Source organism: Pseudomonas kilonensis (genome assembly GCF_001269885.1).
Taxonomy (GTDB): Bacteria; Pseudomonadota; Gammaproteobacteria; order Pseudomonadales; family Pseudomonadaceae; genus Aquipseudomonas; species Aquipseudomonas kilonensis.
In genome coordinates, this window is sequence record NZ_LHVH01000017.1 from 1,069,348 (window position 1) to 1,090,249 (window position 20,902).

At 57.1% G+C, this 20,902-nt stretch carries 19 protein-coding genes and 3 pseudogenes; 14 read left to right on the plus strand and 8 right to left on the minus strand.

Annotation, left to right across the window (positions count from 1 at the left end; translation table 11 throughout):
* Window positions 1–264 precede the first annotated feature (264 nt).
* The 4 genes and pseudogenes from AD662_RS11280 (at window position 265) to AD662_RS30100 (ending at window position 3,985) form a co-directional block, all read left to right on the plus strand.
* Window positions 265–612 (plus strand): RidA family protein, encoded by a 348-nt coding sequence (locus tag AD662_RS11280; protein ID WP_025214425.1) that lies wholly within the window; start codon window positions 265–267, stop codon window positions 610–612.
* 12 nt (window positions 613–624) lie between these two features.
* Window positions 625–1,860, plus strand: coding sequence for an NAD(P)/FAD-dependent oxidoreductase (locus tag AD662_RS11285; RefSeq protein WP_025214424.1), 1,236 nt, complete (start codon window positions 625–627; stop codon window positions 1,858–1,860).
* Between the two features lie 247 nt (window positions 1,861–2,107).
* Window positions 2,108–3,121: pseudogene (locus tag AD662_RS30095) on the plus strand (HAMP domain-containing protein); the annotation flags it as partial.
* A 96-nt stretch (window positions 3,122–3,217) separates the two neighbouring features.
* On the plus strand, window positions 3,218–3,985 hold the full coding sequence (locus AD662_RS30100; protein ID WP_374046025.1) for a methyl-accepting chemotaxis protein: 768 nt from the start codon (window positions 3,218–3,220) through the stop codon (window positions 3,983–3,985).
* A 210-nt stretch (window positions 3,986–4,195) separates the two neighbouring features.
* Here the strand turns inward: AD662_RS30100 and AD662_RS11295 are convergent, their stop codons facing one another.
* From AD662_RS11295 to AD662_RS29515, 6 genes are all read right to left on the minus strand, one after another.
* Window positions 4,196–6,346 (minus strand): TonB-dependent receptor, encoded by a 2,151-nt coding sequence (locus AD662_RS11295; protein WP_025214422.1) that lies wholly within the window; start codon window positions 6,344–6,346, stop codon window positions 4,196–4,198.
* 71 nt (window positions 6,347–6,417) lie between these two features.
* Window positions 6,418–6,807: a DUF2946 family protein gene (locus AD662_RS11300; RefSeq protein WP_025214421.1), complete on the minus strand. Its 390-nt coding sequence runs from the start codon at window positions 6,805–6,807 to the stop codon at window positions 6,418–6,420.
* A 61-nt stretch (window positions 6,808–6,868) separates the two neighbouring features.
* Window positions 6,869–7,444, minus strand: coding sequence for a c-type cytochrome (locus AD662_RS11305; protein ID WP_025214420.1), 576 nt, complete (start codon window positions 7,442–7,444; stop codon window positions 6,869–6,871).
* On the minus strand, window positions 7,431–8,738 hold the full coding sequence (gene soxC, locus AD662_RS11310) for a sulfite dehydrogenase (protein ID WP_223528798.1): 1,308 nt from the start codon (window positions 8,736–8,738) through the stop codon (window positions 7,431–7,433). Before soxC ends, AD662_RS11305 begins: the two co-directional genes overlap by 14 nt.
* Window positions 8,739–8,923: 185 nt before the next feature.
* Window positions 8,924–9,541, minus strand: a complete 618-nt coding sequence (locus tag AD662_RS11315) for a TetR/AcrR family transcriptional regulator (RefSeq protein WP_025214418.1) — start codon at window positions 9,539–9,541, stop codon at window positions 8,924–8,926.
* 71 nt (window positions 9,542–9,612) lie between these two features.
* Window positions 9,613–9,813 (minus strand): hypothetical protein, encoded by a 201-nt coding sequence (locus AD662_RS29515; protein ID WP_162492173.1) that lies wholly within the window; start codon window positions 9,811–9,813, stop codon window positions 9,613–9,615.
* Here AD662_RS29515 and AD662_RS11320 point away from each other — a divergent pair.
* The 5 genes from AD662_RS11320 (at window position 9,797) to AD662_RS11340 (ending at window position 14,470) form a co-directional block, all read left to right on the plus strand.
* Window positions 9,797–10,627, plus strand: coding sequence for a DMT family transporter (locus AD662_RS11320; protein ID WP_235862394.1), 831 nt, complete (start codon window positions 9,797–9,799; stop codon window positions 10,625–10,627). The genes AD662_RS29515 and AD662_RS11320 overlap by 17 nt on opposite strands.
* Before the next feature lie 104 nt (window positions 10,628–10,731).
* The gene (locus AD662_RS11325) at window positions 10,732–11,532 is read left to right on the plus strand and encodes a helix-turn-helix domain-containing protein (RefSeq protein WP_030141819.1); all 801 of its coding nucleotides are present in this window, start codon (window positions 10,732–10,734) and stop codon (window positions 11,530–11,532) included.
* Window positions 11,533–11,589: 57 nt separating this feature from the next.
* Window positions 11,590–13,014: an NAD(P)/FAD-dependent oxidoreductase gene (locus tag AD662_RS11330; RefSeq protein WP_027912459.1), complete on the plus strand. Its 1,425-nt coding sequence runs from the start codon at window positions 11,590–11,592 to the stop codon at window positions 13,012–13,014.
* Window positions 13,011–13,352: a cupin domain-containing protein gene (locus AD662_RS11335; RefSeq protein WP_027912458.1), complete on the plus strand. Its 342-nt coding sequence runs from the start codon at window positions 13,011–13,013 to the stop codon at window positions 13,350–13,352. The genes AD662_RS11330 and AD662_RS11335 overlap by 4 nt, the downstream gene beginning before the upstream one ends.
* Before the next feature lie 44 nt (window positions 13,353–13,396).
* Window positions 13,397–14,470: a polyamine ABC transporter substrate-binding protein gene (locus tag AD662_RS11340; RefSeq protein WP_109755298.1), complete on the plus strand. Its 1,074-nt coding sequence runs from the start codon at window positions 13,397–13,399 to the stop codon at window positions 14,468–14,470.
* A 301-nt stretch (window positions 14,471–14,771) separates the two neighbouring features.
* Here the strand turns inward: AD662_RS11340 and AD662_RS28460 are convergent, their stop codons facing one another.
* Complete coding sequence (locus AD662_RS28460; RefSeq protein WP_074849649.1) at window positions 14,772–15,110, minus strand: hypothetical protein; 339 nt, start codon at window positions 15,108–15,110, stop codon at window positions 14,772–14,774.
* 345 nt (window positions 15,111–15,455) lie between these two features.
* Between AD662_RS28460 and AD662_RS11345 the strand changes: the two are divergent.
* Window positions 15,456–15,731: pseudogene (locus AD662_RS11345) on the plus strand (IS5/IS1182 family transposase); the annotation flags it as partial.
* Window positions 15,732–15,778: 47 nt separating this feature from the next.
* Here AD662_RS11345 and AD662_RS11350 read toward each other — a convergent pair.
* Window positions 15,779–16,900 (minus strand): hypothetical protein, encoded by a 1,122-nt coding sequence (locus AD662_RS11350; protein WP_053187188.1) that lies wholly within the window; start codon window positions 16,898–16,900, stop codon window positions 15,779–15,781.
* 356 nt (window positions 16,901–17,256) lie between these two features.
* On the opposite strand from AD662_RS11350, the gene AD662_RS11355 reads away from it, so the two are divergent.
* The 4 genes and pseudogenes from AD662_RS11355 (at window position 17,257) to AD662_RS11365 (ending at window position 20,837) form a co-directional block, all read left to right on the plus strand.
* A complete protein-coding gene (locus AD662_RS11355; protein ID WP_139213107.1) occupies window positions 17,257–17,859 on the plus strand; it encodes an MBL fold metallo-hydrolase in 603 nt (200 codons plus the stop codon).
* On the plus strand, window positions 17,856–19,571 hold the full coding sequence (locus AD662_RS11360) for an alkaline phosphatase D family protein (protein ID WP_053187195.1): 1,716 nt from the start codon (window positions 17,856–17,858) through the stop codon (window positions 19,569–19,571). The genes AD662_RS11355 and AD662_RS11360 overlap by 4 nt, the downstream gene beginning before the upstream one ends.
* Before the next feature lie 33 nt (window positions 19,572–19,604).
* A pseudogene (locus AD662_RS29775) lies at window positions 19,605–19,824 on the plus strand (ammonium transporter); the annotation flags it as partial.
* Window positions 19,825–20,009: 185 nt separating this feature from the next.
* A complete protein-coding gene (locus tag AD662_RS11365) occupies window positions 20,010–20,837 on the plus strand; it encodes a helix-turn-helix domain-containing protein (RefSeq protein WP_018608079.1) in 828 nt (275 codons plus the stop codon).
* Window positions 20,838–20,902 lie beyond the last annotated feature (65 nt).

Sequence of the window (20,902 nt, forward strand, 5' to 3'; positions counted from 1 at the left end):
GATGAGTCGAAAGGAAGCGCATGGTAAGGCTTTCTGCGGACAGTATTTTGGACAGAAGTAGTGCTCGATCCACTTCGGATCAGGGGTCTGAAGGGGGTCCTTGTCTAACAGGCACGTTAAATGCTTAGTCCTGTATATACTTATCCATCGATAAAGCTTGTAGACCGATTTCCGATCTGCTGTGACACGCTCGGTCGAGTCGATGGCTAAAAATGGCGCCTGTTATAGGCGCGTTCATAAGTCCGCTTAGAGAGAATCACCACAATGACGGTTAGCAATCTGCCCTTTTCAAAAGTCCGCCACAGCCAAGGTCTCGTGTTTTTGTCTGGAGAGTTGCCGTTCAATGAGGATGGCAGCTTCCCGGAGGGTATCGAGGCACAAACGCGCCTGACCTTGATGCGCATTGCTCAAACACTGGAAGCTGAGTCACTGTCGTTGGATGACGTTGTGAGCGTCACGGTGTACTTGACCGAGCGGAGTAACTTCGCCGAGTTCAACAGGATTTATGCTTCGTTTTTCACGGCCAATTTGCCTGTTCGCGCTACCGTCTGTGCCGGCCTCGTGGTGGATGCGTTGGTTGAAATCAGTGTCATCGCGCAGCAGCGTGCTTGAGTTGGAGGCAGCGTGAACGACAAACAAGTAGTAGTACTGGGTGCCGGCATCGTTGGTATAAGCACGGCCCTGCATCTGCAACGCCGGGGCTGTGCGGTGACCTTGGTAGACAAGGGGGCGCCCGGGCGCGAGACGTCATACGGTAATGCCGGGATCATCCAGCGCGAGGCCGTTGAACCGTACGGGTTCCCAAGGGACCTGGCGAGCCTGATGAGAGTGGTGACCAAGCGCGATATCGGCGTCAATTATCATCTGCGTGCGCTGCCGGAGTACATGCCTACGCTGACCAGGTATTGGGCCAACTCAGCGCCAAGGCATTACCAAGCTATTGCGGACGCCTTTCGGACCTTGGTCGAGCATTCAATCAGCGAGCACTCCGAGTTGATCGAGCAAAGCGAGGCCCAACACCTGATCGTGCGCAAAGGTTGGATTCAAGCTTTTCGAACCCCGGAAAAATATGAAAAGGCGATGGAGAGCGCCCAGCGTGTGAGTGCGCACGGTGTATTGTCGCAAGCGTTGGACGGCGCCGGGCTCAGGCTCGCAGAACCCGCTTTGGGTGAAGCTCTCGTTGGGGGGATTCACTGGCTTCAACCTTGGACCTGTGTTGATCCGGGAGAGCTGGTGCAACGCTATGCCGAGCTCTTCTTGCGTGAGGGCGGACAGTTTGAACGCGGCGATGCCCGTTCATTGCGCCAAGCGGGAGCTGGCTGGCGAGTCTCCACCGAGTCCGGGCCGGTCGAAGCATCACAGGTCGTCGTGGCGCTTGGTCCTTGGGCCCAAGAGTTGCTGAGGCCCATGGGTTACCGCATCCCGTTGTTTATCAAGCGTGGTTATCACGCCCATTTCGCCGACGGGGCAAACTTGAGTCGCCCCGTGCTTGATACCGAGCAAGGCTACATGTTGGCGCCGATGAAGCGTGGTGTGCGTCTATCAACGGGGGCCGAATTCGCCCGTCTCGATGCGCCTCTGACCCCAGTGCAGCTAGGGAAGGCCGAAAGCGCGGCCCGACAACTCTTGGCATTGGGATCTCAGGTTGAGCGGACGCCATGGAGCGGTGCGCGACCTTGTACCGTTGATATGAAACCGGTCATTGGTGCCGCGCCGTCGCATAAGGGGCTCTGGTTCAACTTCGGCCATGCTCATCAAGGTTTTACGCTAGGTCCGGTCAGTGGCCGGCTGCTTGCGGAATTAATGATGGGAGAAACACCAGTGGTAGAGCCGGCACCCTTCGCTCCTGGGCGTTTCTGAATTGACGATGCGTCGGCCTTCTCGTCCCTCCTCTTGAGAGGAGGGCAGGCATTATCTGAAAGAAAAATGACGACCGAGTTGTCTCGTTTCCACGTCGTGTGAGCAACGTTTACGGCACTCGCCGCGGGCGCTTTTACCCATGGGCGCCCACGTTCCATCTGCCTGCCCAGGAATACTCATGAACATCAAACAGAAACTCACGTGGGCGTTTGCCGCTATCGCCTGCGCGCCAGTCATATTGGTCGCAATGGTTGTCGTACTGAACTTGCGTAGCGCAGCGCAAGCCAGTTTCCTGGATAGCAGTGGCCGCGAAATCAGGCAGATTGACCGCGGGATGCGGCAGTTTTTCGACAGCATCCGCCAAAACGTCGAATACCTTGCCAAAGACCCTCGGATCGCCAACGTTCAGGGATTGAAGAACTATACGGCCGCTGACGCCCCGAAAACGCCTGTGACGAAGGTCGATCGACAGATCCAGGTGGTATTCGACAGTTTCGCAGAAACCCACCCAACCACGGCTTCCATTTCCCTTGGACTCAATGACGGAGGTTTTGCAGGTTGGCCCGATGACCAGACAATGGCCAGCTACGACCCACGGGTGCGACCTTGGTACAAGGCTGCCATGGAAGCCGCACGAGGCTCAACCGTAAGGACGGGCGCGTATTACTGGGCACCCGATGACATGGTGCTGGTCAGCACGGTCCGCACGATCAATGACGCGAGCGGTGCCGCGGTGGGCGTCGTTGGCGTGGACGTATCGCTCAAGCAACTGACTGAATTGGTCAAAGCCATCAAGTTGGGCAAGAGTGGTTACCTGATGTTGGTCGAGGCCAATGGCAATGTCTTGGTCGATCCCGCAAATGCCAAAAACAATTTCAAGCCGTTAGGTGAGCTAGGACCCGGCTATGCCGAATTGGCCAAAAGCGCTGATGGGGTGACTCAAGTCGAGATCGATGGTGTGCCATACATGGTCAACGTCCTGAGTTCCGATGGCCTGGGATGGCGTTTTATTGGCCTGATCAAGCGTGATGAAGTGATGGCCGACGCCATGAGCCTGACCTGGTTGATTGCAGCCATCGCTGTTGCATTGGCCGTGGTGTTCGCCATCGTTGGTGCTGGTTTTGCCAGCGTGATCGTGCGCCCGATTCGTGGCGTGGCTGATGGGTTGCAAGAGATTGCCGAAGGTGAAGGTGACCTTACACGTCAACTCCAAGTACGGGGCAAGGACGAAACTGCCAACCTGGCCGGTTGGTTCAATCAGTTTCTAAGCATGATCGCTCAGTTGGTGAAGCGTATTGGCAATGCGTCGTCCGATCTGCAAGTCGCTGCCGCTGACACCAACGAAGTCGCCAATAACATGAACCTGGCTGCCGGCCGCCAACGTGAGGCGGTGGAATTGGTAAGCACCGCTTTCAATGAAATGCTCGCCACTGCCAATGAGGTCGCACGTTCCTGCAGTGCCGCGGCGTCGAGTGCTGACGAAGGCTACCGCGACGTGCACGATGGCCAGAAGCAAATCAGCGAAGCCACCGGCAGCGTGCTCAAGCTCAGTGAGGAGCTGCAGGTATCGACCCAGACCATGCAGCTGCTCGAGCAAGACAGCAATAACATCAATGCGATTCTCGACACCATTCGCTCGATTGCCGAGCAGACCAACTTGCTGGCGCTCAACGCCGCCATCGAAGCCGCCCGTGCGGGTGATCAAGGGCGTGGCTTTGCAGTGGTCGCGGATGAAGTTCGCGCCCTGGCTCGTCGCACCTCCGACTCTACCGGCGAAATAGACAGCCTACTGGGTAACCTCGCTCGCCGCACCCAGGAAGTCACCCAGCAGATGCAAGGCAGCCTGCAAGCGTCCCAGGCTAGCGTGCAGCGGATCCAGCGGGCCCGCGACAGCTTCGACAAGATCCGCGCTTCAGTGGACTCGATTCGCGACCAGAACACCCAGATCGCCACGGCGGCAGAGGAGCAGCATCAAGTGGCGGAGGAGATCAATCGGCACATCGCACAGATCCACGCCGATGCGCAGATGGTAGAGGAGTTCGCGCATTCAGCCCATGCCGGATCGGGGCGAATGACGGCCATTTCTGGCCAACTTCAAGGATTGGTCGGGCGCTTCAAGTTTTAGTCCGTACGAACAATGGACGCTCAATTGCCGATTAGAGGGTAAGCCCCATGAGCGTTGAGCCCAGAGAAAAAACAGTGAAAGCCGCCGTCCCTGGCGGTCCCGTCCAGCGGGCCATTCAAACAGGCTGATCAACGCGGGAAGGACTGCGCTCCGAATCATGATTAGACCTGTCAGGTCGCCAGACCGTGTGCTGCATTCCGTTCGGGGTCGTCAGTACTTCCACTGCACAGCGATTTCCAGACTGCGCGGCTCGCCCACGTAATACTGGGTGTTGCTCTGGTGGATGAAACGGGCATAGACCTCGTCGGTCAGGTTGCGCAGGCGCGCGCTGACCTGTACGTGTTTGTCCAGATCGTGGGTCATGGACAAACCATAGACAGTGTACGAGGGCACCCAGGTCGTATTGGCGGTGTTGGCGTAGACCGACGACACATAGCGCACGTCAGCCCCGAGCTGCCAGTCAGGAGCCACGTCATAGGTCAGCCAGAGATTGGCTACGCGGTCGGGAATATTCACCGGATTCTTGCCTTTGCGCGAGAACACAACACCGGCGATGGTTTCATTGAACTCGTCGTACTCAGCCCTTACCCAACTGAAGTTACCGGCCGCCAATAGCTTGGGCGTGATCTTGAATGACGCGGCCAGCTCTATGCCGGTGGAGGTTTGTTGACCCGCTTGTTCGGTGGTGTTGGGCACCGTCGAGGAGGGGACGGAGATGTTCTTGCGCACGATGCGGTAGGCCGCGGCGGTGGCCGAGCCGCGACCGTCAAGAAAATCGAACTTGCTGCCCACCTCGAATTGGCGACCGGTGCTCAAGTCGAAGTCGCCCACCTGGGCAATGGAGGCGCTGGTAAGCGTCCCTCCCGGCGGCTCGGCCGACGTACTATATTGGGTATAAAGGCTGACATTCGACGTCAGGTCGTACACCAGGCCCAGGCGTCCCGTGATTGCATCCCAACGCTTGTCGAGCCTGGCCTGCGCCGCATGATCGACCACCTCGAAATCGATATGGTCATAGCGCAGCGCAGTGATCAGTGCCAGTTGCTCGGTCAGGCGCGTGCGGTTCTCGACGAACGCCGAAGAAGTATCAGTCCAAGTGCTGCGACCTTTACTGCGCGGTGCATCCATCCCCGGAATGTCCAGGAAGTGGCCCGGCTCGAAGCCATCTGGATCGATGGTGTCGAAGGCGCCTTTGGACAACGGGTAGTTGGTTTGCTGGTTGGTGTTGTAATCCACGCCCAGCGCCCAATCGCTGGCCAGGCCGAACAGTTGAGCCTGGTGAGTCAGCTCGATGCGGTCACCGTTGACCTCCTGGTCGTGCCGCTGGCGGTAACCGCCGGAGCGGGCGATGGCGCTGTTGTCGCTGTTGTAGCGGTAGACCTCAAGGTTGCGGTAATCGCGCTGGCCATCGTAGTGGTAGAAGGTATTGCGCAATTGGGTGTTGTCGTCCAGCTGGTAGTCGGTGATCGAGCGTATCCAGCGGGTGCTCTGCTCGTAGCGACCGTCCTCGACGTTGTAGTTGTTGAAGCGGTTGCGCTTGTCGATCTGCAGCTTGCCGGTCAGCGGTTGCAGCACCGGCGTGCCCCAGTAGGGACTGTCTTCCTTCTCCTCCAGGTACTCGATCGCCAGCGTATGGGAGAGTCGGTCGTTGATGTCGCTGAGCAGCGAGAAGGCCAGGTTGCCCGCACCGTTCTCCTGGCGGTCGATGTAGCCGTTGCTGTTGGTGCGGCTGTAGTCGAGGCGCGCGTAGTGGCGTGGGCCATCGCCACTGTTGAGCGCTTTATTGAAGCCGACCGCGGTTTCCCAGGTGTCGTAGCGACCGTAGCTCATCCGGCCTTCGAAGGTATCTTCGTCGCGGTTGGCAAGCTTGGTGATCACGTTCAGGCTGCCACCCACGGCACCGCTGCCGTTGAGGAACGAGGAGGGGCCGCCGAGCAATTCCACCCGGTCATAAATCCAGGCGGCGACCGGACGTGCTGCGCCGCCGTATTGCAGATTGATGCCGTTGAACAACTGGCTGATCTGGGCACCGTTGAAACCACGGTACGACACATAGCCACCCCAGCCGGGCGGCGCGGAAGCGTTCACCCCAGGCAGGGCGTTCGCCGCGTCCTGAAAGTTGCGTGCCCCGATGCGTTCCATTGTCTTGCGATCGGCCACGCTCACAGAGGCGGGATTTTCCCGAGCACTGAGGTTCAGGCGCGAGCCGCTTTCGATGGGGGTGTCCAGGTCCAGGCTGGTGGCCGGTTTCGGCTGGTCGGCCGAGGCGTTGATGTAGCTGGTGGGTAAGTTCAGTGTCGTGTCTTGCGCCCACGCGCAGGTGCTGCCCGCGAGCAGCGCTAAAGTAGTCAAGCGAAACATGAAAAGCTTCCTGGCTTAATTCGATGAGCACACACCGACCGCGCGTCATGCAGCGGCAAGTGGTGATGATGTCAAGGCGAGGGAAGCAGGGCGGGGGAGGCGCGAGGATTGATCAAGGGCCATCGCTGCCTGGGTAGGCAACGGGTCGGTTGTGCGGGCAAGGGCTTGGTTGGCTCGCCGGCAAGCAGGGCGAGCAGCCCGAAAAACGCCGCCAGCAGGATCGCACCGAACAGGCTCGCAATGACGCAATCAGCGACGACGGGCAGCGAAGGGGCGGGCACATCCTGCAGGCCCTCGAATATTGCCCCGCCGTCAGTAGAGCAAAACAGTCCGCCGTCCAAACCGCTCAATCGCAAGCCGGCCATTTGTCCATGGCCCATCGCGCACAGCAACGAACCGAACAGGATGCTGAAGTACAGCACCCAGGCAATCATCGATTTTTCGCGGCTGGCCAGCTTCATCAGCAAAGCTCGTTGAGAAGGAACGGTTTATCGGCGAGCGGATTTTACATTTTTTGATCCGTCAGTGAGCTTTTAAACAGTTCGACATACAGGCAACCGCCTTGCTGTCCGGTCTGTCGTCGGTATAAAAACCGTCTCGATTCGGCATCTTTACATCCGCCAAGGTCGATGCATCCACGGTCGCGTTGGCGTCCAGCAGCTTGTTCATGTGCAGGATGTAGCCGGTCACCGCATAGACTTGTTCGTTGGACAATGACTGTGGCGCCTGGAAGGGCATGGCTCTGCGGATGTAGTCGAAAAGCGTCGTTGCATAGGGCCAATAGCTGCCGACTGTCTTGAGCGGTTTTTCAGTCGTCAGCGTTCCAGCGCCCCCCGCCAACGCGGGGCCGATGCCACCTTCGAGCTTCACGCCATGGCAGCTGACGCAGCTGCTCATGTAGACCTTTTCCCCATCAGCCACCGTTGCGCGCCCTGGAGGCAAGGCCTTGCCGTCGGGCGCCACGTCGATGTTCCAACTGGCGATCTGCGCTTCGGTAGCCTTGGTGCCCAAACCGTATTGGGATTGTGCCGAGGCATGAGTCAGCGCACAGGCGCACAGCAAACCGATGAGAAACGATCCACCTTTAAGCCCGTCCATTGGTCACCTCCCCATTGCTGGAAACACGCCACGGTTGCACCGAATTGTTGTGGTAGAAAGAGACCTTGCCACGTTCATCAATCAACTGTTCCAGCATCGGCTGAACATAGCCGGTCTCGTCGATGGCGCGGCTCATGATCATCAATTCCTGGCCGTTCCATTCGAAAGGCGCCCTGAAGACAGTCAGCGCCTTGGTCAGAATGGGTTCTTGTAATTTGGCTTGCGTCCAGTTATTGCCGCCATCGACGGAAACGTCAACGCGGGTGATTTTGCCGTGGCCGCTCCAGGCGATGCCACGCATCTCATGCAGGCCCTTGCGTGTCAGTTTCTGGGTGCCGGAAGGGTAGGTCACCAGCGATTTGCACTCCATGACGAAGGAAAACTTCCGAGCTTTGCCGTCCGCCATCAAGTCGGTGTATTTGGCGGTTTCTTCCCGGCTGTAGGCGGGCGCATCGGTGACATGAAGTCGGCGTAGCCATTTGATGTGGGTATTGCCCTCGTAGCCGGGGACAAACAGGCGCAGCGGGTAGCCCTGTTCCGGCCTTAGACGCTCGCCGTTCTGGCTGTAGACAACCATCACATCGTCCAGGCATTTCTCGATGGGAATGCTGCGTGTCATTGCCGCGCCGTCCGCCCCTTCGGCGATGATCCACTTGGCTTGCGGCTTGAGCCCTGCTTCATCCAGCAGGGTCTTCAGGGGAACGCCCGTCCATTCAGCGCAACTCACCAGGCCACTGACTTCGGCGGCGGTTTTGCCCCAGGGAGGTAGAAACGATGGATTGCCCGAACACTCCATGAAGTGCACGCGTGACACGGCGGGGAACTGGCGTATCTCGTCCACGGTAAAGATCAAGGCGTTTTCGGTGAGGCCGTGGATCACCAGCCGGTGTTGCGCCGGATCGATTTGCGGGACACCTGCGTGGTGGCGCTCATAGAACAGGCCGTTCGGTGTAATGATGCCGTCCAGCTCTTGAAGTGGGGAGGTGCTGTAGGCGGACATCGTGTCCTTCAGGCCGGGATATAGATTCCTGACGGCTTTGGTTTCGAACGTTGAAGGTTTGCCATAAGGGCTTGCAGTGGGAGCGCCAAGGCTACGGGTCCATTGCGGGACTTCAAGGGGCAGGTTCGGATCAAGAGGGGCGACGTTGGTCGTCTCTGCGCTGACCAAGTCGCTATCGCCCAGAGCAAAGGCAGCAGTACCGATAACGGCCCCGCTTTTAATCAAGAAATCCCTGCGAGCCAAAGATGTTTGAGGCATGTCTTGCTTGGCGGGGACCATGGATTTTTTTGTCATTGTTGTTCCCTCTGATTCCTTTGTCGGGCTGGACCCAACGGCGAGTCTATAGACCGATCGGTCGGTCTGTAGGTAAGCCTAGAACGAAAAACGCGCGTGGTCCAGTCGCAAGGACGACCATCGGTGATGGCACGTGAATGAGGGGAGCGAGGAAAGCGGCGCACTTGAAGCGCCGCTGATGACAGTCAAGCCGGGCGCGGCTCAACCTTCAGTCCGGGCAGGAGGGTGTCGCAAAAGAACGTCGCGATGGATTCCGGAGAGCGCGGGCCACCGGGCTTGATCCACAAGTAGCTGTAGTGGTGGATACCAAGAATAGCCTTCACGGCTAACGAGTCAGATGTGCGGAAGGTCCCCTCGCTCACGCCAGCCTTGAGGATATTCGACCAGAGCTTTTCATACTGCCGGTGCAGGTCGAGCAATTCAGTCTGGCGCTCGCCAATGACCGAATACACTTCTCGAAAACACACCGTCATTTCGGCCAGGTGGGTGACAATCGTGCGCATCACGATGGCCGAGAATTGGCGAAATTTATCTTCTGCAGGCTGGTCGCTCTCGCACAGGGGCGTGCCTTCTGCGATGAGCACCCGCAGATACCGGCTGGTGATTTCGAACAGCAATTCTTCCTTGCTACCGATGTGGTAATACAGCGCGCCTCGAGCCAGGCCAGTGGCTTTTTCCAACTCAGCCATGCCGGTCGCGTGAAACCCGCGCGTCGAAAACAACTGCGCGGCGATTTTCAGTATTCGCTCCTTGGTGCTTGTTTCAGCAGGTTCGGCAGCGACGACGGCGTTCTTTTTTCCCATGGGTCGATTCCAACCGGTTGAACGTCAATCATACCCATGCGTGCGTGCTGAAGGATACAGACGGGAGAAGCTCATACCATGGTTGCAGGAAGATGGTTGTATTGACCGATCGGTACAGAGGCGCTTAACGTATTTTCAAGGGCGCGGTGGCGTCGAGTGTTCTGAGAGCCTGCCTGGGCATTGGGATCGACCATGACAATAAGCAACTCCGTAACGAAGGCGTCCAGCTCGTCAGCTTCGGCAAGATTGATCGCGATGATCTGTTTCGCCATGCTCGCCTTTGCCGCGAACTCGCTGCTGTGCCGCCTGGCGCTTAAGCACACCAACATCGATGCCGCGAGTTTCAGCGTGGTCCGGCTGGCCAGCGGGGCCTTGGTGTTATGGCTGATATGTGCCTTGAGACGGTCCTCCAGCACGATCAAAGGCAGTTGGAAGGGCGCCGCAGCCTTGTTCGTTTACGTCTTTGCTTTTTCTTTCGCGTACCGTCATTTGGAGACCGGGACGGGGGCGCTGCTGTTGTTTGGCGCGGTTCAACTGAGCATGGTTCTGTACGGCGTGTTCAAAGGCGAGCGGATGCACACGTTGGCAGTCGTTGGGTTTGTGCTGGCGATTGTTGGCTTGGTTAGCCTGCTGCTTCCAGGTGCCGCAGCACCTGACCCCGTTAGCGCACTCACGATGCTGTTATCGGGGGTGGCATGGGGGATCTACTCACTGCTTGGCAAAACTGTCGCCGATCCCTTGGCAACCACAACCGGCAATTTCCTGCGCTCGATTCCCCTGGTCTTGATGGCAAGCGTGCCGTTTCTCTCAGCGTTGCGTTGGGATCCGCAGGGGATACTTTATGCGGTTCTTTCCGGCGCGCTAGCGTCAGGCGTCGGCTACGCGGTCTGGTACGTCGCGGTGCGTCATCTGGCAGCGTTTCAAGCCGCGACGGTGCAGTTGAGCGTGCCCATCCTGGCTTCGCTGGCGGGCATCGTTTTTCTGGGGGAAAGCCTGAGCGTAAGGATGGTGTTGGCATCCATTGCTGTACTGGGCGGCGTTGCGTTGGTGCTGGGTGGCAAGCATGGCAGAGCCACAGGCAGCTAGAGGCCCCGCTCGCTCAATCATGTGCACCTGCGCGTGCCTGAATTTGTTCGCTCAACCACTCAAGGACTAGACTGGTGCCGCCCAGTCATAAGGCCCGTCAACCCATGCTTCTCGTCCCGTCAGATACCGCCGAACAGACAAAACTCACCCTTGAGGTGGTGCTGCGCTATCACATGGCCTGGAAGCACCGCGACCTGGAGGCGATACTCGCGCTCTATCACCCGCAAGTGCAATACAACGATTTTTTCCAGAACCGCAGCATGGGCCTGACCGAGCTGCGCGCCTACATCACCGGCACGTTGCCGCGCCATCCCGATGAATATCTTGAGCACAATGACCGCATCCGCGCTGACGGCTGCACGGCATTCATCCAGTACCAGACCGCTCTGAAGGGCAGTGGCGAGCGGGTGGTTTTTCGCACCAGCGAAGCAATCACCGTATGTGAGGGTCAGATCCTGCGTGTCAACGAATACGCGTCACTCGTGCGCGACGGCGAGCCCCACGCCGGGCGTCGCGCCCCCGCCATCAGTAAGCTAGGGCTCTCGGCGCGCCAGTTGAGTTTCATGGCGCGAGACTTGGCCGATTACTTTACCCGCCAACAGCCATTCCTGGATCCTGACCTGGATCTTGCTCGGATCGCCAGCGCCACCGGGTACAGCCGTAATCAGTTGTCTTACCTATTGAATCAAGTGCTCGGGCAAAGCTTCTATCGCTACGTGACTCAGGCTCGCTTGGCCTACCTCCTTGAACGCCTCGCCAGTTACGACGAAAACGCACCCATCGATGCCCTCGCAGTGGCTGCCGGATTCAATTCCACCTCGGCGTTCTACAAGGCTTTCCGCAGCCATACCGGCTGCACACCAAAAGCCTGGTTGAAGGCCAATTGCGCGCGTACCCGCAGATAACACAGGCCCCTTCGCTGCGCATTAAGCTCTGTCGGCAATCAAACGATGGAGCAGGTAATGGCTGGTTGGGGTGGTGTGAGTTTGTGGATGGAGCAAGTCGACGAGGCGCTGACGCCGCGTCCGGCGTTGCATCAGGATCTGCGAGCCGATGTGGTGATCATCGGTGCCGGCTACAGCGGCCTTTGGACGGCCTATTACCTCAAGCAGCAAGCACCGCACCTGGATATCGTCATAGTTGAAGCACAGATTGCCGGTTTCGGCGCCTCCGGCCGCAATGGCGGCTGGTTGATGGGGAATCTGCTCGGCGAAGACCGACTCCTGGGGCCCTTGCCCGCCGCCCAACGTCATGCAGGATATCAACTGCTGCACGGAATCCCCGATGAAGTGGCGCGGGTGTGCCACGTCGAAAGCATCGATTGCGAACTGCGTAAAGGTGGCGTGCTGTACTGCGCGGCGCGGTATCCCGAGCAAGAACGGCGCCTGCGCGAACAACTCGCTGCCGCCCATGCCCAAGGCCTGGGTGAGGACGATTATCGCTGGTTGAGCGCTCAGGCCTTGTGCGAACAATTGAATGTGGCCCAGGCGTACGGCGCCCTGTATTCACCTCACTGCGCGACCCTTCAACCTGCCCGGTTGGTACGGGGGCTAGCCGATGTCGTGGAACGCATGGGTGTGCGGATTTTCGAGCAAAGCGCTGTGCTCGACTGGACGGCAGGCCAAGTTCGAACCGAGCACGGTCGGGTGAGCGCCGATTGGGTGGTGCCGGCAGTCGAGGGATATGCCAGTGCCTTGCCCCCGTTAAACAAATATCAACTGGCCGCCCAGAGCCTGATCGTTGCAACTGAGCCGCTCCCGGCCGATGTGTGGGCCGAAATTGGACTTAGCCGTGGCCAGGCTTTCAGCGAAAACAGCCGACAGGTCACCTACGGTCAGCGCAGCCGCGATGACCGCTTGGTATTTGGTGCCCGAGGAGGCTATCGCTTTGGAGGTCGCCTGCGCAGTGACTTCAACCTCAGTCAGGCCGAACGTGAGTTGCGCCAGTACCTGTTCAGCGAGCTATTTCCGATGTTGCGCGATGTTCGCCTGACTCATGCCTGGGGCGGCAACTTGGGCGTCGCGCGGCGCTTTCACCCGCACATGCTGGCCGACCGCCGCCAGAAAATTGCACTCGCCGGTGGCTATGGCGGCGAAGGCGTAGGCGCCAGCAACCTGGGTGGTCGCACCGTGGCCGCGCTGATTCTTGGTCAGGACAACGAACTGACCCGCCAGCCTTGGGTGTGGGCCGACCGTCCGCTGGCCTCGTTGCCACGCTGGGAGCCAGAGCCCCTGCGCTGGCTGGGTTACAACGCCATTATCCAGAGCTTTGTTCACGAGGATCGGATATTGGCCAACCTCCATGTACCGCGCTGGCGTCGCCGGATGGCCGAGGGTCTGGCGGGTTGCATGGAACGATTGATGAAGTCCAAGGAGCCGTTCCCATGAAGATCGATCATTTTCGCGACACCCCGCACTTGTCTCTCGGGGAATCGGGCGCTGTCGGCGTACCGCTGGGTGAGCCGGTTTCACAGGTTGCCACGACAAGCGTTGAACGCGATGACGGCGTCGAAGCCGGCGTGTGGGAATGCACCCCCGGCCGCTGGCGGCGCCAGATCGTGCAACAGGAGTTCTGCCATTTCATCCAGGGACGCTGCACCTTCACCCCGGATGGCGGTGAGGCTCTTTATATCCAGGCCGGCGACGCATTGATGTTGCCTGCGAACACCACGGGAGTCTGGGACATACAAGAAACCGTTCGCAAAAGCTATGTGCTGATTTTCTGAACTGCCTTCATCCATAACGCTTAGAACAAAGGTTGAGGTCTCGTATGTTGAAATCGATCGTTCCGCTACTGTTGATCGCGTCCACCGCTCAGGCGGCAGACACCGTCAGGATCTACAACTGGAGCAGTTACATTGCCCCAGATACCCTGCAAAACTTTACCAGCCATACCGGGCACCCGACTCAGTATGACGTGTACGACAGCAACGAGGTCCTCGACGCCAAACTGATGGCCGGCCGTTCCGGGTATGACGTGGTGTTTCCCTCCAACCACTTCATGGCCCGGCAGATCAAGGCCGGTGCGCTGAAACCGCTGGACCGTAGCAAACTGCCGAACTGGCAGAACCTCAACCCGACGCTGATGAAAGTTCTGGAGGCCAACGATCCGGGCAACCGATACGGTTTCCCGTACCTGTGGGGCAGCACCGGCATCGGCTACAACGTCGCCAAGGTCAAGGCAGTCCTGGGCGATGTACCGATAGACTCATGGGACATCATCTTCAAGCCGGAGAACATGAAAAAACTCGCCCGATGCGGCGTAGCCATGCTCGACAACGGCCCCGAGATCCTTCCCATCGCCTTGAACTACCTGGGGCTTGGGCATCACAGCAAGGACAAGGCCGACTACGAGAAGGCCCAGGCGCTGCTACTCAAAGTGCGGCCCTATGTGAATTACTTCCACAACTCCAAGTACACCAGCGATCTTGCAACGGGAGACGTGTGTCTGGTCGTCGGGTTCTCTGGCGACGTGATGCAGGCGGCCGCCAGAGCCAATGAGGCCGGCAATGGCCAACAGATTGCCTACGCCATCCCCAAGGAAGGCTCACCCATGTGGTTCGACATGGTCGCCATGCCTGCCGATGCTCCGAATGAAGCTGCCGGTTACGCGTTTCTGAATTACCTGCTGGACCCCAACGTCATGGCTGACATCAGCAACCACGTGCACTATGCCAACGGCAATGCTGCCGCTGAAGGCATGGTCGACAAGGCCATTCTCAACGACCCGATGGTGTACCCGCCTGAAAGCGTGATGAAGAAACTCTTTGTGCTGGAAGCGATGCCGCTGGAGACCGACCGGCTGCGCACGCGTGTTTGGAGTCGGGTTAAAAACGGACAATAAAGTCAATCGTCGATGATGCGGGCAGCCCGGATCATCGGCGGCAGGTCCGCGGTGCGAAAGCATGCCTCACACTGGCACCATGACCGCTTGATGTGCTCTAGAAACAAGTCCAGAATCAAGTCTTTTCCTGCTCCGGCTAGAAAAGAAACCCCTTAAATTTCAACGAGTCGGACACCAGATACGAGTCTCGTTTCCCGCTCCAAGATTCAGAAAAAAGCCACTCAGATGAGTGGCTTTTTTTTGTCTGAAATTTATGTGCTGAGGTGTGAGTCGTTTCTCGTCTATCGTGCCCTCTCGAATCTCAACCTAGGTCAGGATCTAGGGAATCTGCTTTTAAAGTTTTAACTACGTCCTTCGGGTTTGCTTTGTAGCATTCAATCATATGGTTGCAATAATCACCGACGGTGTAAATTGTTAATTTTCCAGCAATTATCGATTTGTATTTTTCTCTGGTGCATACGTCCAGTATGTCACCTTCGATTACATCGTATTCATTTTTTCTGAATAAACCAGGAGGGCGAGTGGCTTTGAGGTCGCGTCCAAATACTGAACTTTCATTAAAGGTATCTATAGGGGTGTTAAATATACTGGCAACTCGTTGCGTGGCAAGCTTGCGAATGGTTTTATCTTGATTTTTCATGTTTTAACTCATGTGTAGTCGACCCCATTGCCTGCGAATCTCTGTCGTGTGACGCATTGCGGCCGATATAGGCATGCAACCTACCAGAATTATCGTCGCGTTCGTGCGGACTCCAGCAAAGTATTAGTAGCACTCTGCCGAACAATCCTGCAATGTTTTCCATCGCTGCATTATGAATGCATGTATTGGGGTTTAATGTAATGCTGTTCAGGTCGTCATCTGAGACAGTCGTGTCGATATACTGTATCGCCCAATTCTGAAAGTCAGGATGTGTTTTTGCTAATGGGATAAATGTATATCAGCAATGCCCAGCTGCTGGATAATGTAAGCATTCCCTCAAGATAACGTTGCCGCCCACGCAAACGCTGCAATGGGTTGCTTACCGACGAGGGTTACGGCATTGAAGCACTGCGTCGATATCGCGATCAGTATCGAACGCAACTCGCCATCCCGCTGCGCTCGATGAAGCGCAAACCCAAACCCGACCTGTCAAGACTGTTTGATCGGCCCAAGTACCGACAACGCCATATCATCGAACGTATGTTTGGCTGGCTGAAAGAGAACCGCAGGATCATGACGCGCTTCGACAGACTCGCGAAAAGCTATGCCGCCATGGTTTAACTGGCTTGTTCCATGCGATGTTTGCGATATCTTTTTGCGTATAGAGCCTAAGGCTTGCCTGATGGCGATTGTGTTGAAGATGGATGCCCGAAAGCAGCGGTGATCCTATCCATGAAATTCAATACCAAGTCTACCGAGTACCCGGCAATCAGCGCGATCCCAATCTGAGGTAAGTTGCCCAAGGCGTCCGTCTTCGAAGGGGCGATCAACACCAGAGACGCGACGCCCAGGATCGGTCCGAGGGCCAATCGCGCTGACCCAAGCAGGCGCCGTGTCCAGGTGAACGTGAAGGTCTCCAGTTGTGAACTGACGGAGCGCAACACAAACACGCAGCTACCCAGCAAGCCGTACAACGCTGGCAGGAGCAGGCGATAGAGAATATCGTATTGGTTTTGGGCCTGTTGGCGAGGACGATATTCATCAACAGACTCGCCTAGTGACAATGTGGGGCGCTCGGAAGACTCCATAGGAGGGGCAATATCTTTGGGAGAAGACCTTGTTGTAATGGGCGGCTCATCAAAGAATGTAACCATCCAGAATGTCCTGGAGAAATTCAGCAAGTTGGCGGCGGAAGCGCGTTCCGACTGTATTGCGCGATTTTGCTCATAGGCTGCTACAAAGACAGAGTAGGCGGCGATTTGTTTTGCCTTGGCTTCAGTTGTAACGGGAACGTTGTTTGTAGGGTCCAGTGATTTTATAACCAGTGTCGCATTTTGACTTTCCACCCAGAGTTTCAACACGGTATCAATGGAGGTCTTGTTCTTCGCGACCAGATCATCAAGGCCTTGAATGCGCGAGGAAAGCTGTACCGCCTGAATTTGTGCGCAGAGTATTATCAATAAGGTGGCCATCGACCCCCACGCGACATATTTGCTGGCCCGATTGGTAAACAGACCGATCAATGAACTTCCGGTAACCAGCCCCGTGTCTTGAAGGCTGGCGATGGTCACTGGCCGCACGGCGACGGCCAACTTCGACAGCGACGTCCAAAATGCCGCTTCTTGGTCAAGCGTCAATTCCCCCTTATCGAGCGCCTGCTCTGCGCCAATTACTGCTTTCAAGTCAGCGTCGGCAATCGGAATTCCGGCTTGTGTAGCGAATGCCAACAGAAGCTTGGCTCGCTTGACCGAGTCTGCGAGATGATCGGTTTTAGGGAGCACAATAGGCATGTTTTGCGATCCCCTCTGAAATGAAAACAAGATTATAGACTGTTACACGAGCGTAACACTGTTCGTTATTTTTATGCCGCGAACAAGAGTCGCTCATAGACTATAAGTCTTTATGGCGCCGAATGGGTCGGTTAATGCTGACGTTAGCACTAGGTCATTTGGGTGTCTAGTTTCAGTTGTTGGTGGGTGTCAACTAATTTAGTCTCCTTTGTGGCGTTTTCCAGAGTTCTGCAATAACGCTATTTCAATCGATTGCGTTATTTCTTTTTAGAAGCCAGCGCGATATAGCGGTGCCGCGGAAAATAAACTAGCGTGTAATGGCTGCACTGATGTTCGGGATGTCAGGGAGGATGGCGATGCGTCTGGTCATTGCACTGATGCTGCTGTGTCTGGCGGGCTGCGCCAAGGACCTCACTCCCGGCCTGGTGGGTTGCGCCGAAGATCGCTCTCCACGGGAGGACTGTGGTAAAGAGCCCACCGCCAACGAACACAATCTGACCGAGCCGAAGATCACCTACCTCGGCGTAGGCGGCTGGCTACTCAACTGGCACGGCAACGGCCTGTTACTCGCACCGTCCTTCAGCAATCCGAACGTCCCCATCTTTGTTCGCGCGAATGAGCAGCGTATCGCCGATTACCTGCCGGACGTGAAGAACGTAAAAGTCCTCCTGATTGGCCATGCGCATTATGACCACTTGCTCGATGTTCCAGTGATCATGCAGCGCTACGCGCCCGACGCGATTGCTTACGGCAACAGAACGGCCGGCCCGGCTTGCTGCCGCGTAAGGCAGGGACTTTGTTCCTCCAGACCACCCAAAGGAGGTGTTTTTCAATCTCAAACAAGAAATCAGGAACTGAACTCGGTCCTCGATGCCCCTCTGCACTTGCTTCGCAATGGCTGGCTCGGACGTGGACGGAAACCGTTGCATAAACCAGCCTGGAAGGATGCCCCTACATGAGTACGCTTCGCGCGCCCGCACTCGGTCCCATCGTGGGACACACTACCTATCGTTCGTGCCGGCTGTGGATTGCCGCCTCGGATTGCCTCGATCGAAAAGAACTCGATGAAGAGGTCCGCTCCATTGGCGTGCTAGGTGTCGTAGGAAAAAACGGCAAGGTAAAGCCGGGCGATATCTTCTATTTTCGCCTGCCCCGCGAATACGACCGTACCGGCACGTTGAATCTGGGCGTAGACAAGTCCCTCTGGAAAGATGCGGCAGAGGAAAAAAAACTGCAGCCTTACACGCTCAATCCCGCCACCACCTACACCGTGCGCATGGCGTCGCTGAATCAGGATGATGCGTATCCCAATGACAGCAATGTAACCAGCGAGGAGATTGCGTCCAAGCTCCCAGACGCGTCCGTATGGGCCGACAAGTTGAATCTCGAAAATGGTTTGGGCGAAGCGTTTGCCGAGGCTACGTTCACCACACAGCCAGCGCCAGGACAAGCCGCATCCCCACTCAGTTTTCTGCTGGGCTCGTGCCGTTATCCAGGTTTGCTATGGAAGCGCAAGGAAGCCGACCGCATCTTTCGCCCCATGCTCAAGCAGCACGAGGCAAGGCCGGTCAACCTGTCACTCATGGCCGGGGATCAGATCTATGCGGACATGTTCAATCGCCTGGTGCCAATCGGCCTGGCGGATACCTACGCGGAGTTTCAGGAGCGCTACCACATTGCGTTCGGGTCCCGGAACATGCGTAAGCTGTTGAGCCGCGTGCCAACCTACATGATCCTGGATGACCATGAAATCGAGGATAACTGGTCGCAGGATCGCCTGCACCAGAGCAATGGTAAAAGGATGCTCTTCAACCTGGCCATTGGTGCCTACATGAGTTACCAGTGGAGTCACGGGCCGCGTTTCACCGACAGCTATGTAAATGATCCGGCGTACGGGGTGCCTGCCTCGCTCAAGCGCATGGGCACCCTGAACCTGTTTTACGACTTCGTTTGCGCCGGCTATCCGTTCTTTGTACTGGACACCCGCACCCAGCGCTTTCTCGCCGATCTGCCGGGGCTGGCCGACAATCACTTACTGGGTCGGCCCTCTCTTGATCCCAACGAACCGAGCCAGTTGGATCGGGTATGCGCGTGGCTGGCGCACATGCAGCAAACCCGCGGCAACGTGCCGAAGTTCATCGTATCTTCCAGCGTCTTCCTGCCAAACGGGGTGGACACCTTGCTCAGCGATGAACACAAGGAGAAGGATGACTCCTGGCCGTGCTTTCCCAACACACGCCGGCGGATTCTGCAAACAATGGTGGACGGGAACGTGCAGAACGTGATCTTCCTCTCCGGCGACATCCATTGCTCCAGCGTGGCGCAACTGGAGTTCTCGGCCCCCGCTGCGGCGCTCAAGGCTTATTCCATCGTCTCCTCCGCATTTTATTGGCCGTTTGCTTTCGCCGATGGCGACCCCGCTGGCTACGTCCACAATTCACGCGCTGCGAATACCCAGGATGGCTTTGCCATCAGTCCGGCCCAGGGCATCATGCACTACAGGGCGTGGGGCTTCACCCAGGATGACAATTTCTGCCGAGTCGACGTGGACCCGGTAGCGGCGGAACTGGCCGTGCAGGCCTTCGACGAGGATGGGGATCCGATTGCACGAAGTCACGGAGACGGTCAGATACGCAAGATGCCGGAGAGACTGAAGCTGGCGCCTTGGTGACATGGCGTACGTTCCCGAGGCTTGGCCTGTTTGCTGTGCGGGGTGTTCTGCGTGCCGTCGGTGGGAGGTTTGGTCGAAGGCGTGACCATGGGGGCTCAGGTCGTGGCGCAAATCAAAGGCGTGTTGCTGACGACGGTCTATTGCTTTGTCATCAGTGGGTCGTCCTCAAGGTGATCAATGCGGTGACCGGTTTGCGCGCTAATGGATGGTGTTGGATCTGACCGAGCACAACGAGCGTACTTACAACCATTGAGATCTTTGCAACTCTATAAACGCCGGGGTGTGTATTTGTTGAACATTCCCCCACCCAGGCGCTATGGTCGGGCTCAATGCTCGCGTGAATCACGGATTGGCAATGAATGCCAAGCTTCTGAAACCCTGATCCAAGCGACAGTTAGTCCAACGTGTTGTCCATGGTAGCGTTAGGAATACTTTTAAATGGCGAGTTCCAATTCACCCCAGTCGACGCAAGACTTCAGTCAAAACTTGCGCCTTCTCTGCGGGTACTATAAATCGGTGGCGATGGTGTGCCGCTCCCTCGATATCAACCGCCAGCAGTTCAACAAATACTTGGGGGCGCAGGCGACTCCCTCACTGTTCACCCTTCGCAAGATATGCGCTTTTTTCGGGGTGGATGAGGATGAAATATTCTCCGAGCACGAGTCGTTCCGCGCTTTGCTCAACAGACAGCGCACAGTGCGAGAGCCGGACAGCGCAGTACCAGCCGATTTTTTCCCAAGCTCCGCGCAGGAACTGTCGAAGTACCAGGGTTACTACTTTGTCTATTTGATGTCGCCCTCCGGATCAGGGGAGGTGATCAAGTCGATTACCCGCCTGACCCGTTCCGGCAACAAGATCCTGAGTAAAACCTACGAGCGAGTGAGGTTGGGTGATGACCAACTGAAGAGTTTCGGCATCAATAAATATCGTGGGTTCTGCTTTGCCTCATCCGATCTGATTTACATCGTCGAGCACGAATACCTATCGTCTCGGGGCTATATCTGGTCGGCGCTTTACCCGTCCTATCGCAGTCGTTTCCGCTTTCTCAACGGCTTGGTGCTCGGCGTGTCGGGCGACAATTTTCGACGTCCTTTTGGTGCGCAGATTGTGTTTGAGTACCTCGGTGAATCGATCGATCTGCGTAACGCGCTTTCCAGTTGCAGCTGCTTCCCGATTGATGCCCCTGAGATCCCCAGCGAGGTGAGGGCGCGGCTGCTGATTCGCCCATCCGAGGGTGAGTTCAACCTCGTTCCTCCGTTGTTCTAACCCCGCTTTAAAAACAGACGCCAGGTGACGCTTTCAAGCGTCATCAGGCGTTTTTTTCTTAGCGC

What these genes read in the sequence shown, in the direction of transcription:
- AD662_RS11360 (WP_053187195.1), top strand. Translation starts at nt 17,856, where the DNA reads ATGAGTACGCTTCGCGCGCCCGCACTCGGTCCCATCGTGGGACACACT.
- AD662_RS11280 (WP_025214425.1), top strand. Translation starts at nt 265, where the DNA reads ATGACGGTTAGCAATCTGCCCTTTTCAAAAGTCCGCCACAGCCAAGGT.
- AD662_RS11340 (WP_109755298.1), top strand. Translation starts at nt 13,397, where the DNA reads ATGTTGAAATCGATCGTTCCGCTACTGTTGATCGCGTCCACCGCTCAG.
- AD662_RS28460 (WP_074849649.1), bottom strand. Translation starts at nt 15,110, where the DNA reads ATGAAAAATCAAGATAAAACCATTCGCAAGCTTGCCACGCAACGAGTT.
- AD662_RS11315 (WP_025214418.1), bottom strand. Translation starts at nt 9,541, where the DNA reads ATGGGAAAAAAGAACGCCGTCGTCGCTGCCGAACCTGCTGAAACAAGC.
- AD662_RS29515 (WP_162492173.1), bottom strand. Translation starts at nt 9,813, where the DNA reads ATGGCGAAACAGATCATCGCGATCAATCTTGCCGAAGCTGACGAGCTG.
- AD662_RS11335 (WP_027912458.1), top strand. Translation starts at nt 13,011, where the DNA reads ATGAAGATCGATCATTTTCGCGACACCCCGCACTTGTCTCTCGGGGAA.
- soxC (WP_223528798.1), bottom strand. Translation starts at nt 8,738, where the DNA reads ATGACAAAAAAATCCATGGTCCCCGCCAAGCAAGACATGCCTCAAACA.
- AD662_RS11300 (WP_025214421.1), bottom strand. Translation starts at nt 6,807, where the DNA reads ATGAAGCTGGCCAGCCGCGAAAAATCGATGATTGCCTGGGTGCTGTAC.
- AD662_RS11350 (WP_053187188.1), bottom strand. Translation starts at nt 16,900, where the DNA reads ATGCCTATTGTGCTCCCTAAAACCGATCATCTCGCAGACTCGGTCAAG.
- AD662_RS11365 (WP_018608079.1), top strand. Translation starts at nt 20,010, where the DNA reads ATGGCGAGTTCCAATTCACCCCAGTCGACGCAAGACTTCAGTCAAAAC.
- AD662_RS11355 (WP_139213107.1), top strand. Translation starts at nt 17,257, where the DNA reads ATGCGTCTGGTCATTGCACTGATGCTGCTGTGTCTGGCGGGCTGCGCC.
- AD662_RS11325 (WP_030141819.1), top strand. Translation starts at nt 10,732, where the DNA reads ATGCTTCTCGTCCCGTCAGATACCGCCGAACAGACAAAACTCACCCTT.
- AD662_RS11295 (WP_025214422.1), bottom strand. Translation starts at nt 6,346, where the DNA reads ATGTTTCGCTTGACTACTTTAGCGCTGCTCGCGGGCAGCACCTGCGCG.
- AD662_RS11330 (WP_027912459.1), top strand. Translation starts at nt 11,590, where the DNA reads ATGGCTGGTTGGGGTGGTGTGAGTTTGTGGATGGAGCAAGTCGACGAG.
- AD662_RS11320 (WP_235862394.1), top strand. Translation starts at nt 9,797, where the DNA reads ATGATCTGTTTCGCCATGCTCGCCTTTGCCGCGAACTCGCTGCTGTGC.
- AD662_RS30100 (WP_374046025.1), top strand. Translation starts at nt 3,218, where the DNA reads ATGAACCTGGCTGCCGGCCGCCAACGTGAGGCGGTGGAATTGGTAAGC.
- AD662_RS11305 (WP_025214420.1), bottom strand. Translation starts at nt 7,444, where the DNA reads ATGGACGGGCTTAAAGGTGGATCGTTTCTCATCGGTTTGCTGTGCGCC.